Source organism: Nocardioides sp. SRI_004, from assembly GCF_057586415.1.
Genome location: NZ_JBYCZV010000003.1, coordinates 285,751 through 299,946, shown reverse-complemented (window position 1 = coordinate 299,946; position 14,196 = coordinate 285,751). Strand labels below are relative to the sequence as shown.

The following is a 14,196-nucleotide window of genomic DNA, read 5'->3' as shown; positions in this document are numbered from 1 at the left end:
GTTGCTCGGTGTAACAGATATCACGCGATTTGGTCACGTGTCGTCAGATGACCACGCGGCGACATGCGCGGACCGCGCCGCGGACGGTACAACCCGGCGGCCGCCACCAGGAACGGGACGCGCCCGCGCTGACCCCGCCACGGCTGGAGGTACGACGCCAGCCGGGCGTCGTCGAAGGGCTCGCCCTCCAGCGCCCAGCCCACGTCCTTGGCCACGTGGTAGTCGCCGAAGGAGACGGCGTCCGGGTCCCCCAGCGCCCGCTGCCGCACCTCGGCGCTCGTCCACACGCCCACACCGGGCAGGCTGCGCATCCTGCGATCGCTCTCAGATCCGGTCACGCCGACGATTCGCTCGAGTGCCTCGGCGTGGCGTGCAGCGGTGACCACCGCCCGGGAGCGGGCCGGGTCGATGTGCAGCGCGAGCCACTCCCAGGACGGGATCGCGCGCAGGGTGGCGGCGTCGGGCTGCACCATCAGCCGGAGCCCGGCACCCGGCCCGGGGGCCGGCACGCCGTGGCGTCGGACGAGGGCGCGGAAGCCGGCGAAGGCCTCCTGGCCGGTGACCTTCTGCTCGATGATCGCCGGCACGATCGCCTCCAGCACCCTGTCGGTGCGGCCCAGGCGCAGGTGCGGATGGCGCCGACGCGCCTCGGCGAGGACCGGGTGGCGTGGTTCGAAGTCGCTCCAGTCGTCGAGGTCGCCGAGCAGCGCCGGGAGCTGGTCGAGCGCCCAGGCGGCGCCGGGCCCCCACGCCTGGGCGTGGACGTCGCCCGCCCCGTCCTGGGCCGCGACGGCGAGCGTGACCGGCCCCTCCGGCGTACGGCTGGTGCGCCAGTGGCGGCCCTCGACGTCGAGCCGGTGGGTCGGGTCTCCCCCGCCGCGCCGCTGCTGGCGCAGGATCGCCGCGACCGGCACCGGCCGTCCCGGGCGCCACACCCGCTCGGCGTCCGGCACGTTCATTCGGCGCAGCCTAGTCGTCCGCTTTGGACTAGGCTCTCTCGCGCAGGAACGAATCCCTTTCACCGCACTCAGGCTCCCGGAGGGCAGTTGACCATCGAATCCACGCGTGGACGGCGCGGCCGCCTCGACCAGGAGGCCGTGCTGCAGGCCGCCGAGGCGCTCGTCGACCGCGACGGGTACGACGCCCTCACGATGACCTCGCTCGCCGCCGAGCTCGAGGCACGGGTCTCCTCGCTCTACAACCACGTCGCCAACCTCGAGGACCTCCGCGCGCTCGTGCAGGTCCGCGCGATGCGGATGCTCGGCGAGCACGTCCGGGCGGCCGCGATGGGCCACGCCGGCCTCGACGGGCTCCGCGCGCTGAGCCGGGAGCTGCGGGTCTTCGCGCGCACGCACCCGCAGCGGTACGCCGCCCTCACCCGCCCGCCCATCGACCGCGAGGGCTTCTACGCCGCCGCGCTCGAGGCGATCGAGGCCCTCGCGGTGATGGTCCGCTCGGCCGGGCTGCCCGAGGAGCGCCTGCTGCAGACGGCGATGGCACTCTTCGCCTCGCTCCACGGCTTCGTGTCGCTCGAGGTCGCCGGCTACTTCGGCGACCTGTCCGGCACCAGCGCCGGCCTGCTCGACCTCGACGAGGTCTACGAGCAGGTCATCGACGGCGCGGTCAGCGCAGCGGTGCTCGAAGCGAGCCACTGAGTCCCCGGGGCCTTCCATGCTGCTGCGAGCCCTGGTCGACACGTCCGGCGCCGTGGGCGCCACGCGGTCCCGCAAGGAGAAGGTCCGCCTGATCGCCGACCTGCTGCTCGCCGCCGACCCCGGCGAGCGCTCCCTCGTCGCCCACTACCTCAGCGGCCGGTTGCGGCAGCGGCGCACCGGCCTGGGCTGGAGGAGCCTGCGCGAGCTGCCGGAGCCGGCGACGGACGCCACGCTCGAGGTGGTGGCCGTCGACGCGGCCTTCGCCGCGATGGCCGAGCTGTCCGGTCCCGGGTCGGCCGGCGCCCGGGCCGGCCTGGCCGCGTCGCTGTTCGGGCAGGCCACCGCCCCCGAGCAGGCGTGGCTGCGCTCGGTCGCGGTCGGCGAGGTCCGGCAGGGGGCGCTCGAGGCGGTCACGACGGAGGCGCTCGCCCTGGCGGCCGAGGTGCCCCTGCCCGTCGTACGACGGGCGGCGATGCTGGCCGGCGGCACGACGTACGTCGTCGACGCGGCCTTCGAGGGCGCCGACGCCCTGGCCCGGGTCGGCCTGACCGTCGGGCGCCCCGTGCTCCCCATGCTCGCCTCCTCCGCGCCCGACGTGGCCGCCGCGATGGACAAGGCGGGAGGCGCCGACGGCACGTGCGGCGTCGACGCCAAGCTCGACGGGATCCGGATCCAGGTCCACCGCAGCGGCGACGACGTGGTCATCGCGACCCGCAGCCTCGACGACATCACCCAGCGACTGCCGGAGGTCGTCGACGTCGTGCGCGCACTTCCCGCGCGCGACCTGGTGCTCGACGGCGAGGCACTGTGGCTCGACGCCGACGGCCGGCCGCGGCCCTTCCAGGAGACCGCGTCCCGGACCGCCACGCAGGGCGCCGACCTGGCCGCGGTGACGCCGTACTTCTTCGACCTGCTGCACCTCGACGGCGCCGACCTCCTCGACCGGCCGGCGGACGAGCGGTGGGCGGCATTGGAGGGCCTGGTCCCCGAGGCCCACCGGGTACGCCGCTGGGTCGGCACCGACCGTGCCGCCGCGGAGTCGTTCGCGACCCAGGCGCTGGCGGACGGCCACGAGGGCGTCGTCGTCAAGGACGCCGCCGCCCCGTACGACGCCGGGCGGCGCGGCGCGGCCTGGGTGAAGGTGAAGCCGGTGCACACCCTCGACCTGGTCGTGCTCGCCGTCGAGCACGGCTCCGGCCGGCGCCGCGGCTGGCTGTCGAACATCCACCTCGGCGCCCGCGACCCGTCCTCGCCCACCGGCTTCGTGATGCTGGGCAAGACGTTCAAGGGCATGACCGACGAGATGCTCGCCTGGCAGACCGAGCGCTTCCGCGAGCTGGAGGTCGCCGACGACGGCTGGGTCGTGACCGTGCGGCCCGAGCAGGTGGTGGAGATCGCCTTCGACGGCCTGCAGCGCTCGACGCGCTACCCCGGTGGGCTGGCGCTGCGGTTCGCACGGGTGGTGCGCTACCGCGACGACAAGGGCGCCGAGGAGGCGGACACGATCGAGACGGTGCGATCCCTGGCCGGTGGCTGACCCGCCGATCTCGTCACAGATGTTGCAACACCGAGTTGCACGAGCCGTACACTCAGCCCATGACGAACGCACCGGCGACCGACGGGCGCCGCAAGGCCGCGGCCGCGCGTCGGCGTGCCCGGCAGGCCGAGATCATCGCGGCGACCCGGGAGATCTTCGACTCCAAGGGCGTCCGCGACGTCCAGATCGAGGAGGTCGCCACGGCCGTCGGGATCAACCGGGCGATCGTCTACCGGCACTTCACCGGCAAGGAGGAGCTCTTCGCGCTCACCCTCGTCGGCTACCTCGAGGAGCTCCACGACGCGATGGCCGCGGCTGCTGCGGGCACCGACGTGCCGCGCGAGCAGCTGGCCGCGATCGTCGGCGCCTTCGTCGACTACGGCGTCGCGCACCCGGCCTTCGTCGACTGCGCGCAGGCGCTCATGGTGCGCCCCGGGGACGAGCTGCTCGACGAGATCGCGGAGGGCCCGTTGTTCCGGCTCGGCCGGGGCATCACGTCCTGCCTCACCGTGCTGTCCGAGACCCTCGCCGGCGGCGTCGAGAAGGGTGCCTTCGCGCTCAGCGACGACCCCGTCCTGCTCGCCAACGCCCTCTACGCCTCCGGCCTCGGCGCACTGCAGCTGGCCCGGCTCGGCATCCTCGTCAGCGAGATCGCGCCCGGCATCCCCACGGTCGGCGAGATCTCCGCCGCCCAGGTGCGCGACTACATGGTCACCTCGGCCCTCGCGCTGGTCTCCCCCACCCGCACCAACGCCTGACGTTTCAGGACCACGGGCATCGCGCACGATGCCCGTCATGCCCGCCCACGCCCCGCGTCGCACCGAGCACCAGGTCCTCGCCCTCTGCGGCAGCCTCGCCCTGCTCCTCCCGCTCCGCCACGCCCTCGCCGCGACCAGCCCCCGCGGGGTGGTGATCGCCGTCGTGGCGGGTGTCCTCGTCGCCGCGCTCGTCGGCATGGCCCTGCGCCCCGAGGAGCGGCGCGGCGGAGCGGTCAGCGGCCTGGCGGTCGCGGTGTCCTTCTGGCCGATCGCACTGGTGGTCGCGTGGGTCCTCGGGCCGCACACGGACCCGACGGAGCTGACGCTCCTGTCCGGTCTCCCGGCCGCGGCGCTCACGGCCGTCGCTCTCGGGGAGTTGCTGCGGGACGACGAGGTGACCGGCGGCTTTCGGACCGTTGCCGGGCTCGGCGTCGTCATGCTCACCCTCAGCGTGCTGGTCCCGGGGACGGCGGTGCGCCACGACCGGGAGCGGGCGCTGGTCGCCGCCGAGATCGGTGCCGAACTGGCCAGCGTCGGCATCCAGCCCTGGCTCCCCGAGGTCGACGGCTACGAGCGCGCTGAACGGTCGGTGAGCCCGGAGCACCCCCGCGAGCCGGCGGACGGCTACGTGCTCAGCTACGAGTCGGGCGACCACACCCTCTCCGTGTTCGCCGCTCTCCGGGACCCCGACGAGGTCTGCGACGAGGACCAGGGCTGCACCGCGCACGAGGGCTTCACGATCGACAGGTCCGACATCAACGCCACGGTGGCGGCGCTGCATGGCGACACCGAGCTCTCCGCCTCGGTGGCCGGCTCCGGCCTGTCGGCCGAGGAGATCGGCCGAGCACTGCGGGACGCACGCCCGGCCGCCTGGCAGGACATCATCCAGGTCGACCTCGACGCGGACTGACCCTTGAAGGCCAACGGCCCGCCCGGATCACTCCGGGCGGGCCGTTGCTGCGTCTCGTGACGGTCGCTGCGCGACCTCCTCGACGACCGGGAGCCTGTCAGCGCTCCATGATCGCGACGACGCCCTGGCCGCCGGCCGCGCAGACCGAGATCAGCGCCCGGCCGCCGCCGTTGGCCTTGAGCAGCTTGGCCGTGTTGGCCACGATCCGGCCACCGGTGGCCGAGAACGGGTGGCCCGCGGCGAGCGAGGAGCCCTTGACGTTGAGCTTGCTGCGGTCGATCGACCCCAGCGGCGCGTCGAGGCCGAGGCGCTCCTTGCAGAACACCGGGCTCTCCCACGCGGCGAGCGTCGAGAGCACCTGCGAGGCGAACGCCTCGTGGATCTCGTAGAAGTCGAAGTCCTGCAGGGTGAGGCCGTTGCGCTCGAGCATCCGCGGGACGGCATACGCGGGAGCCATGAGCAGGCCCTCGGCACCGTTGACGAAGTCGACCGCCGCGACCTCGGAGTCGACGAAGTAGGCGAGGACCTCGAGGCCGTGCTCGGCGGCCCACTCCTCGGAGCCGAGCAGGACGGCGGAGGCGCCGTCGGTCAGCGGGGTCGAGTTGGCCGCGGTCATCGTGGCGGCCTCGCCCTTGCCGAAGACCGGCTTGAGCTTCGCGAGCTTCTCCAGCGACGAGTCGGCGCGGAGGTTGTTGTCGCGCTCGAGGCCGCGGAAGGGCGTGATCAGGTCGTCCTGCCAGCCCTCGTCGTACGACGCCGCGAGGTTGTGGTGGGAGGTGACGGCCAGCTCGTCCTGGGCCTCGCGGGTGATCTGCCACTCGAGGGCGGTCAGCGCCTGGTGCTCGCCCATGGAGAGCTTGGTGCGCGGCTCGCCGTTGGACGGGATCGCCAGGCCGATGTCGCCGGGACGGATGGTCGCCAGGATCGCGAGGCGGTCCTTGGTGCTCCGGGCGTTGTTGAGCTGGATCAGCTTCTTGCGCAGCTTCTCCGAGATCGCGATCGGCGCGTCGGACGTGGTGTCCACGCCGCCGCCGATGCCGGAGTCGATCTGACCGAGCTTGATCTTGTTGGCGATGTAGTTGATCGCCTGGAGGCCGGTGCCGCAGGCCTGCTGCAGGTCGACGGCCGGCGTCTCGGGGGCGAGGCGGGTGCTGAGCACCGACTCGCGGACCAGGTTGAAGTCGCGGCTGTGCTTGAGGACGGCGCCACCGGCGACCTCACCGAGACGTTCACCCTCCAGTCCGAAGCGCGCCACGAGCCCGTCGAGGGCAGCGGTCAGCATCTCCTGGTTGGAGGCGGTGGCGTACGCGCCGTTGGAGCGCGCGAACGGGATGCGGTTACCGCCGAGTACGGCGGCGCGGCGAACAGTCTCAGTCATGGAGCAATCCTCACTCAGCGTGGCCCTCGGGAGAACCCTTTGAGGGCGAGATCACGAAATGTGGACTCAGAGTTACACATCTAGTTACATGGTGCACATGACTGACAAGTACCAGGGCTTCGTGAGCTCCCCGATCGGCAAGCTCCTCGTCAAGAACCTCGGACTGCCGAACCCGACCAAGCTGGACCGCTACAAGGCCGGCGACCCGCTGGTCAACGGCACCGTCCTCGTCGGCGGCCGTGGTCGCCTCGCCGAGTCCCTGCCCGGTCTGCTCGACGTGCTCGGGATCGCCTCGGTCGGCGCCCAGACCGAGGGCGAGAAGTACAAGGGCCTCGTCTTCGACGCCACCGGCATCAGCACGGTGGAGGAGCTCGTCGAGCTCCAGGCCTTCTTCACCCCGGTGCTGCGCAGCCTGAAGAGCTGCGCCCGGGTCGTTGTCATCGGTACGCCGCCGGCGCTCGTCGAGGGCAGCGAGCAGATCGCCCAGCGCGCGCTCGAGGGCTTCACCCGCAGCCTCGGCAAGGAGATCGGCAAGGGCGGCACCGTCCAGCTGGTCTACGTCGCGGACGGCTACGAGGACTCGGTCCTCTCGACGCTCGGCTTCCTGCTGAGCCCCAAGTCGGCGTACGTCTCGGGCCAGGTCGTCCGGATCGGCGCGCACGACGAGAAGCACGGCTCGGCGCTCGCCGACTGGACCCAGCCGCTGGCCGGCAAGGTCGCCTTCGTCACCGGCGCCAGCCGCGGCATCGGCGAGGAGATCGCCCGGGTGCTGCACCGTGACGGCGCCAAGGTCGTCGGCCTCGACGTCCCGCAGGCCGCCGACGACCTGGTCAAGGTCATGAACGAGCTCGACGGCGACTGGCTCACCCTCGACATCACCGCGGCCGACGCGCCGCAGCGCATCGCCCACCACCTCAAGGAGAAGCACGGCGGCGTCGACATCGTCGTGCACAACGCGGGGGTGACGATGGACAAGAAGCTGGCGAACCAGACGCCGGAGCGCTTCGGCAAGGTCCTCCAGATCAACCTCGAGGCGCCGGAGCGGATCACCGCCGAGCTGCTCGAGCAGGGCGTCATCAACGACAACGGCCGGATCATCGGCGTCGCCTCGATCGCGGGCATCGCCGGCAACCTGGGCCAGACCAGCTACGCCGCCTCCAAGGCCGGCGTCATCGGCTTCGTCGACTCGCTGAGCGACAAGCTGAAGGACGGCATCACCATCAACGCCGTCGCGCCCGGCTTCATCATCACCCAGATGACGGCCGCCGTGCCGTTCGCGACCCGCGAGGTCGGCCAGCGCCTCAACGCGATGGCCCAGGGCGGCCTGCCCGTCGACGTCGCCGAGACCATCGCCTGGTACGCCTCCCCCGCCTCGACCGCCGTCAACGGCAACGTCGTGCGGGTCTGCGGCCAGATGATGCTGGGTGCCTGACATGGCGCTCCCCGTGATGCTCAAGGCCGCACTCCCCGCGGTCCCCGGCGTGAACCAGCTGCCGGGCATCAAGAAGACCGGCGGTGCGCTCCCGGACCTCGTCCTCGAGCGCAACGACGTCGTGGTCGAGCGTGCCGCCGTCGACCGGTACGCCGCCGTCTGCGGCTTCCCGACCCGCGACGTCGCGCCGGTCCCCTACCTGCACATGCTGGCCTTCCCGCTGCACATGCAGCTGATGACCGACGCCACGTTCCCGTTCCCGGCCATCGGCTCGGTGCACCTGGAGAACACGATCGTCCAGCACCGCCCGGTCGCCATCGGCGAGACGGTGTCGCTGAGGCTCGTGGCTGACAACCTGCGCGCCAGCACCAAGGGCCGGGCCTGGGACATGAACGTCACCGGCACCGTCGGTGACGAGGTCGTGTGGGAGTCCGTGTCGACGTACCTGCGCGTGGGCAAGGGCGACAAGGAGAACGGCGACCCGGGGATGTCCCTGGCGTCCGTCGACGCCAAGGGACCGGTCTGGTCGCTGCCCGACAACCTGGGCCGCACCTACGGCGCCGTCTCCGGCGACCGGAACCCGATCCACCTCTACCCGCTGACCGCGAAGGCGCTGGGCTTCCCGCGCCACATCGCCCATGGCATGTGGAGCAAGGCCCGCTGCATCGCGGCGCTGGAGAACCGGCTCCCCGACGCGGTCAAGGTCGAGGTCGCGTTCAAGAAGCCGATCTTCCTGCCCGGCAAGGCGCAGTTCGGTGCCGAGAGGACGGCGACCGGCTACGACTTCACGCTGGTCAACCCGAAGAGCGGCGCGCCCCACCTGCTGGGTCGGACCACCGCACTCTGACCTTCCGGTCGAACGCCTAGGGCGTGTCTCCCAGGTCCCCGCCTGCTGCGCGACGCTTGCGACTCGATCTGGCGGCGTTGGCGTCGCTCGCAGGGCGATCCAGCACGACGTCGCTCCGCCGCCTTGCCAGATCGGCCGCAAACGCCGCTCGCGACGGCGCCGACCTGAGAGACACGCCCTAGTGGTGCAGGCGCGGCGTCACCTGCCGCGCCTGCTCCTCGGGCATCGCCTCGTAGTGGGCGAAGGTGCGCGTGAACGTGCCCGCACCCCGGGTCGCGGCGCGGAGGTCGACGGCGTACCGGACCAGCTCGCGCTGCGGGACGTGCGCGGTCACCAGCGTCCGGCCGCCCTCGACGTTGTCGTTGCCGAGCAGCCGGCCCCGCCGCGCGGACAGGTCGCTCATCACCGGGCCGACGAGGTCGTCGGGCACCAGCACCCGGACCTCGTCGTACGGCTCCAGCATCGCGACGCCGGCGACCTCCGCCGCCTCGCGCAGGGCGAGCGCACCGGCACTCTGGAAGGCCATGTCGGAGGAGTCCACGCTGTGCGCCTTGCCGTCGACCAGGGTGACCCGCAGGTCGACCACGGGGTAGCCGTTGCGCAGGCCCCGCTCCAGCTGGCCGCGCACCCCCTTCTCCACGCTGGGGATGTAGCTGCGCGGGACCGCGCCGCCGACGACCTTGTCGACGAACTCGAAGCCGCTGCCCTCGGGGAGCGGCTCCACCTCGAGGTCGCAGATCGCGTACTGCCCGTGGCCGCCGGACTGCTTCACGTGGCGCCCGTGCCCGCGCCCCGGCCCGGCGAGGCACTCGCGGAGGGGCACGAGCAGCTCCCGCTGCTCGACGGACACCCCGTGCCGCGCCGCGAGCCGCTCGAGTACGACGTCGGCGTGCGCCTCGCCCATCACCCACAGCACCAGCTGGCCGGTCTCCGCGTTGTGCTCCACCCGCAGGCTCGGGTCCTCGGCGGCGAGGCGCGCCAGCGCCTGCGACAGCTTGTCCTCGTCGGAACGGGTGGCGGCCTCGATCGCGACGGGCAGCAGCGGGTCGGGCATCGACCACGGCTTGAGCACCAGCGGGCGGTCGACGGCCGAGAGCGTGTCGCCGGTCTCCGCGCGGGACAGCCGCGCCACGGTCCCGAGGTCGCCGGCCACCACCCGTGCGGCGGGCACCTGGGTGGCCCCGAACGGGTGCCCGAGCGCGCCGATCCGCTCGTCCTCGTCGTGGTCCTCGTGGCCGGCGCCGTCGGCGAAGAAGGACGAGAAGTGGCCCGAGACGTGCACGGGGGTGTCCGGGTCGAGGGTGCCGGAGAAGACCCGGACCAGGCTGATCCGCCCGACGTACGGGTCCCCGGCGGTCTTGACCACCTCGGCGACCAGCGGCCCGCCGGGGTCGCAGGCCACGACGCCCACCGAGGCGCCGGCCGGGGTGAAGACGTCGGGCGAGGTGTGCTCCAACGGTGAGGGGAACCCGTCGACGCAGAGGTCGAGCAGCTCGGCGAGCCCGACGCCGGTCGCCCCGCACACCGGGATCACGGGGTGGAAGCTGGCCCGGGCGACCGCCGTCTCCAGGTCCTTGACCAGCACGGTGGCGTCGATCTCCTCCCCGCCGACGTAGCGGTCCATCAGGTCCTCGTCCTCGGACTCCTCGATGATCGCCTCGATCAGCTCGCCGCGGCGCGGGTCGTCGGTGCCGTCCCCGCCCGTGATCAGCCCCGTCAGGCCGCTCACCCCGTCGGGGCCGGCGACGTAGACGGGCAGCACCTTGCCGTCGAGCGCGGCCCGCGCCTGGGCGACGACGGCGTCCACGTCGGCGCGGGGATGGTCGAGCTTGGAGACCACGACCGCCCGCGGCATCCCCACCTCGGCGCACTCGCGCCACAGTGTCCGGGTCGCCTCGTCGACCTCCTCGTTGGCGGCGACGACGAACAGGGCGCAGTCCGCGGCCCGGAGGCCGGCGCGCAGGTCGCCGACGAAGTCGACGTACCCGGGGGTGTCGACCAGGTTGACCTTCACCCCGCGGTGCACCAGCGGCGCGACCGCGAGCGAGATCGACCGCCCGTGGCTCTTCTCCGCGTCCTCGGTGTCACAGACCGTGGTGCCGTCGGCGGTGCTGCCCGCCCGCGTGATCACCCGTGCATGGGCGAGGAGTGCCTCCACGAGGGAGGTCTTGCCCGACTGGGAGGGCCCGACCAGGACCACGTTGCGGATCCGGTCGGGCCCGGGCGCCGCGAGGTCGTGCTCGCCCCGCCTCTCTGCGTGCTTGTCCGCCATGGCCCCACGTAACTCCTGCTGCGCGCGGGAGACAAGGGGCACGGCTCACCTGCTGGGGCGGATCAGCCCTTCCTGCGCGACCGTGGCGACGAGGGTGCCGTCCTGGGTGAAGACGCGGCCGAGCGCGAGCCCGCGACCACCGCTCGCCGAGGGCGACCACTGGTCGTAGAGCCACCACTCGTCGGCGCGGAAGGGCCGGTGGAACCAGATGGTGTGGTCGAGCGAGGCCATCTGCACCTTCTGCGGGCCGTGCTCCGGGTGCGCCGCGAGGGTCGCGCCGAGCAGGGACACGTCGCTGGCGTAGGTGAAGGTCGCCAGGTGCTCCATCGGGTCGTCGCTGAGCCGGCCGTCGACGCGGATCCACACCTGTGCCTTCGCGGGGTGCATCGGGTCGGGGTCCAGCCCGTACGCCGAGCTGCCGAGCCAGCGCACGTCGAGGGCCGCCCACTCCTTGCTGAGCCCGTCGTCGGTGCCGCGCTCGGCCATCAGCTGCATGAGGTCGAGGCCCTCCTCGGGCGGCTTGACCTCGGGCATGACGTCCTCGTGCTCCAGCCCCTCCTCGTGGCGCTGGAAGTTGAGCGACTGGTAGTAGATCGGGCGGCCGTGCTGGCGCGCAAGCACCCGCCGGGTGGCGAACGACTTGCCGTCGCGGATCCGCTCGACGTCGTAGATGATCGGGACGTTGTAGTCGCCGGGCAGCAGGAAGTACGAATGCAGCGAGTGGACGTGGAAGCCCTCGTCGACCGTGCGGGAGGCGGCGATCAGCGCCTGGGCGGCCACCTGGCCGCCGTACACGCGCTGCCGGATGGTCTCCGGCTGCTGGCCCCGGAAGAGGTCGGTGTCGAGCTTCTCCAGGTCGAGGAGCGCGACCAGCTTCTGCGTCGCCTCCCCCATCACCCTCGACGCGCTGTCGCTCACGCCTGCCCTCCGGTCTCGTCGGGGCCCTCGAGCCCGGCCAGGAACTGCTCGAACTGCCGGCCGATCTCCTCGCCGGTCGGCAGCGGCTCGTCCTCGGCGAGGAGGCTGCTGCCCTCCGCCTCGGCGCGGGCGAAGGTGTCGTACTGCTGCTCGAGCGCGGTCACGACCTCCTGCACCTCGTCGTTGGCCGACAGGTAGCGGGCGATCTCCTCCTCGCGCTCCTCGGCGAGCTCACCGAGCTCGGTGAGCTCGATGGTGAGGCGCGCGGCGAGCTCGACCTGCTCCAGCAGGCCCTGCGCGGCGCGCGGGTAGTCGAGCTGCGCCAGGTAGTGCGGCACGTGCGCGACGAAGCCCTGCGCGTCGTGCCCCCACTCGCCGAGGCGCACCTCGAGCAGTGCCTGCGCGCTGCTCGGGACCCGCAGCTCGCCGCGCCACGGGCTGGTGCCGGTGAGCAGGCCGGCGTTGTTGGCGTGGTGGGTGATCGCGATCGGCCGCGTGTGCGGGACCGCCATCGGCACCGAGCCGACCGAGACCACCAGGGTCACCCCGAACCGCTCGACGACCTCCAGCACGGCGCGGCAGAAGGCCTCCCAGCGGATGTCGGGCTCGGGCCCGTGCAGCAGGAGGTACGGCGTCCCGCCGGCGTCGTGCAGCAGGCGGACGACGAGCCGCGGGGCCTCGTAGCCCTCGTAGTGGTCGCGGGCGAAGGTCATCGGGGGTCGCCGGGCGCGGTAGTCGTGGAGCTGGTCCACGTCGAAGGTCGCCACGACGACGCCACCGCCGTCGGGCGAGGAGGCGCCGGTGCGGACGAGGTGCCGGCAGGCGAGCGCGCCCGCGTTGCCCGCGTCGAGGAAGCCGTCCAGCGCGACGACCATCGGCAGGCCCTCGACCTCGGCCAGCTCGGGCACCTCGTCGACGATGTGGACGAGGCGGGTCGGCGAAGTCACGTGGAAAGACTATTCCCCACGGCCTCTTCCCGGTGGCCCAGGCGGCTGTGACCTCTGCCGTACACGAAGTAGACGACGACGCCGACCGCCATCCACACGAGGAACCGGATCCACGTGTCACCGGTCAGGTTGAGCATCAGGTAGCCGCACATCAGCACCGAGATCGTCGCCACCACGGGCGCGAGCGGGGTGCGGAAGCCGCGGGGCAGGTCCGGCCGGGTGCGGCGCAGGACGACCACGCCGATGCTCACCAGGAGGAAGGCGAACAGGGTGCCGATGTTGACCAGGTGCGCCAGCGTGCTGAGGTCGACGAAGCCGGCGAGGGCGGCGACGGCGATCCCGGTCAGGACCGTGATCCGGTACGGCGTCCCGTAGGTCGGGTGCACCTTGGCCAGCGGCCGCGGCAGCAGTCCGTCACGGGCCATCGCGAAGGCGACCCGCGACTGGCCGAGCATCAGGATCATCGCGACCACGACGAGCCCGATGCAGGCGCCGACCGAGATCAGGTCGGGCATCCAGCCGACCCCGGCGTCCTCGAAGGCGTCGGCCAGCGGCGCGGCGCTGTCGGGGTCGATGTCCCGGTAGCTGCGCAGGCCGGTGACGACGAGGCTGACGGCGGCGTACAGGACGGTGACGATGGCCAGCGAGCCGAGGATCCCGATCGGGACGTCGCGCTGCGGGTTCTTGGTCTCCTCCGCAGTGGTCGCGACGATGTCGAAGCCGATGAACGCGAAGAACACGATCGCGGCGCCCGAGATGACGCCGGCGAGGCCGAAGACCGCGGGCTCCAGGCCGAGCAGGGTGGTGATCAGCGGGACGTCGGCGAAGCCGCCGCTGGACTCGGGCGCGGGCTGGGCGTCCGGGATGAAGGGCACCCAGTTGCCGGTGTCGATGTGGGCGACGCCGACGACGATCACGGCTGCGACGACGACCAGCTTGAGCGCAACCACGACCTGGTTGAAGCGGCTGGAGAACTTCGTGCCGCGGATCAGCATCCAGGTCACGAGCAGCGCGATCACCACGGCGGGCAGGTCGATCACGCCGGTGGCGGCGGAGCTGATCTGCGAGGGCAGGGTGACGTCGACGATCTCGAGGACCTGCTGCAGGTACGCCGAGAAGCCGGTCGAGAGCGCCGCCGCGCCGACGGTGAACTCGAGGACGAGGTCCCAGCCGATGATCCAGGCGACCAGCTCGCCGAGCGTGGCGTAGCTGAACGTGTAGGCGCTGCCGGCGACCGGCACCGTCGAGGCGAGCTCGGCGTAGCAGAGCGCGGCCAGCCCGCAGGCGACCGCGGCGATCACGAAGCTCAGCGCCAGCGCCGGGCCGGCGTTGCTCGCGGCCACGGTCCCGGTGAGGACGAAGATGCCGGCGCCGATGATGACACCGACCCCGAACACGGTCAGGTCCAGCGCGGACAGGTCCTTGCGGAGCCGGTGGTCCGGCTCGTCGGTGTCGGCGATGGACTGCTCGACGGACTTGGTCCGGAAGAGACTCACGGGTCCTCCTCGTTGCTCAGCGGCGGGCACCCCGAGCACCCGCCCG

General features: G+C 72.4%; 12 protein-coding genes. 6 read left to right on the top strand and 6 right to left on the bottom strand.

The window, feature by feature from the left end:
• Window positions 1–20: 20 nt before the first annotated feature.
• Window positions 21–959, bottom strand: coding sequence for a DNA-3-methyladenine glycosylase family protein (locus AC2YHB_RS05420; RefSeq protein ID WP_487353621.1), 939 nt, complete (start codon window positions 957–959; stop codon window positions 21–23).
• 87 nt (window positions 960–1,046) lie between these two features.
• Between AC2YHB_RS05420 and AC2YHB_RS05415 the strand changes: the two genes are divergently transcribed.
• Genes AC2YHB_RS05415 through AC2YHB_RS05400 form a run of 4 tightly spaced genes read left to right on the top strand, consistent with a single transcriptional unit; the run spans window position 1,047 to window position 4,860 of the window.
• Window positions 1,047–1,655 (top strand): TetR/AcrR family transcriptional regulator, encoded by a 609-nt coding sequence (locus AC2YHB_RS05415; RefSeq protein WP_036542703.1) that lies wholly within the window; start codon window positions 1,047–1,049, stop codon window positions 1,653–1,655.
• Window positions 1,656–1,671: 16 nt separating this feature from the next.
• A complete protein-coding gene (locus AC2YHB_RS05410) occupies window positions 1,672–3,192 on the top strand; it encodes an ATP-dependent DNA ligase (protein ID WP_487353620.1) in 1,521 nt (506 codons plus the stop codon).
• A 59-nt stretch (window positions 3,193–3,251) separates the two neighbouring features.
• The gene (locus AC2YHB_RS05405) at window positions 3,252–3,950 is read left to right on the top strand and encodes a TetR/AcrR family transcriptional regulator (protein ID WP_179651032.1); all 699 of its coding nucleotides are present in this window, start codon (window positions 3,252–3,254) and stop codon (window positions 3,948–3,950) included.
• 37 nt (window positions 3,951–3,987) lie between these two features.
• Complete coding sequence (locus AC2YHB_RS05400) at window positions 3,988–4,860, top strand: hypothetical protein (protein WP_487353619.1); 873 nt, start codon at window positions 3,988–3,990, stop codon at window positions 4,858–4,860.
• A gap of 97 nt (window positions 4,861–4,957) precedes the next feature.
• Here AC2YHB_RS05400 and AC2YHB_RS05395 read toward each other — a convergent pair whose 3' ends face one another.
• A complete protein-coding gene (locus tag AC2YHB_RS05395) occupies window positions 4,958–6,238 on the bottom strand; it encodes an acetyl-CoA C-acetyltransferase (protein WP_179651027.1) in 1,281 nt (426 codons plus the stop codon).
• A 97-nt stretch (window positions 6,239–6,335) separates the two neighbouring features.
• Between AC2YHB_RS05395 and AC2YHB_RS05390 the strand changes: the two genes are divergently transcribed.
• Both AC2YHB_RS05390 and AC2YHB_RS05385 read left to right on the top strand, forming a co-directional pair.
• Entirely contained in the window at window positions 6,336–7,670 is a 1,335-nt protein-coding gene (locus AC2YHB_RS05390; protein WP_487353618.1) for a 3-oxoacyl-ACP reductase, read from the top strand.
• A 1-nt stretch (window position 7,671) separates the two neighbouring features.
• A complete protein-coding gene (locus AC2YHB_RS05385; protein WP_179651023.1) occupies window positions 7,672–8,517 on the top strand; it encodes a MaoC family dehydratase in 846 nt (281 codons plus the stop codon).
• A gap of 178 nt (window positions 8,518–8,695) precedes the next feature.
• On the opposite strand, the gene AC2YHB_RS05380 is transcribed toward AC2YHB_RS05385, so the two are convergent.
• From AC2YHB_RS05380 to AC2YHB_RS05365, 4 genes are read right to left on the bottom strand one after another with little or no spacing between them, the layout of a single operon-like run.
• The gene (locus tag AC2YHB_RS05380; protein ID WP_179651021.1) at window positions 8,696–10,789 is read right to left on the bottom strand and encodes an elongation factor G-like protein EF-G2; all 2,094 of its coding nucleotides are present in this window, start codon (window positions 10,787–10,789) and stop codon (window positions 8,696–8,698) included.
• 45 nt (window positions 10,790–10,834) lie between these two features.
• A complete protein-coding gene (locus AC2YHB_RS05375; protein ID WP_340674251.1) occupies window positions 10,835–11,707 on the bottom strand; it encodes an acyl-CoA thioesterase in 873 nt (290 codons plus the stop codon).
• Window positions 11,704–12,654, bottom strand: coding sequence for a PAC2 family protein (locus tag AC2YHB_RS05370; RefSeq protein WP_487353617.1), 951 nt, complete (start codon window positions 12,652–12,654; stop codon window positions 11,704–11,706). The genes AC2YHB_RS05375 and AC2YHB_RS05370 overlap by 4 nt, the downstream gene beginning before the upstream one ends.
• Window positions 12,651–14,150, bottom strand: a complete 1,500-nt coding sequence (locus tag AC2YHB_RS05365; protein WP_487353616.1) for an amino acid permease — start codon at window positions 14,148–14,150, stop codon at window positions 12,651–12,653. Before AC2YHB_RS05365 ends, AC2YHB_RS05370 begins: the two co-directional genes overlap by 4 nt.
• Between the last annotated feature and the right edge of the window lie 46 nt (window positions 14,151–14,196).

What these genes read in the sequence shown, in the direction of transcription:
- AC2YHB_RS05420 (WP_487353621.1), bottom strand. Translation starts at nt 959, where the DNA reads ATGAACGTGCCGGACGCCGAGCGGGTGTGGCGCCCGGGACGGCCGGTG.
- AC2YHB_RS05410 (WP_487353620.1), top strand. Translation starts at nt 1,672, where the DNA reads ATGCTGCTGCGAGCCCTGGTCGACACGTCCGGCGCCGTGGGCGCCACG.
- AC2YHB_RS05405 (WP_179651032.1), top strand. Translation starts at nt 3,252, where the DNA reads ATGACGAACGCACCGGCGACCGACGGGCGCCGCAAGGCCGCGGCCGCG.
- AC2YHB_RS05400 (WP_487353619.1), top strand. Translation starts at nt 3,988, where the DNA reads ATGCCCGCCCACGCCCCGCGTCGCACCGAGCACCAGGTCCTCGCCCTC.
- AC2YHB_RS05395 (WP_179651027.1), bottom strand. Translation starts at nt 6,238, where the DNA reads ATGACTGAGACTGTTCGCCGCGCCGCCGTACTCGGCGGTAACCGCATC.
- AC2YHB_RS05390 (WP_487353618.1), top strand. Translation starts at nt 6,336, where the DNA reads ATGACTGACAAGTACCAGGGCTTCGTGAGCTCCCCGATCGGCAAGCTC.
- AC2YHB_RS05385 (WP_179651023.1), top strand. Translation starts at nt 7,672, where the DNA reads ATGGCGCTCCCCGTGATGCTCAAGGCCGCACTCCCCGCGGTCCCCGGC.
- AC2YHB_RS05380 (WP_179651021.1), bottom strand. Translation starts at nt 10,789, where the DNA reads ATGGCGGACAAGCACGCAGAGAGGCGGGGCGAGCACGACCTCGCGGCG.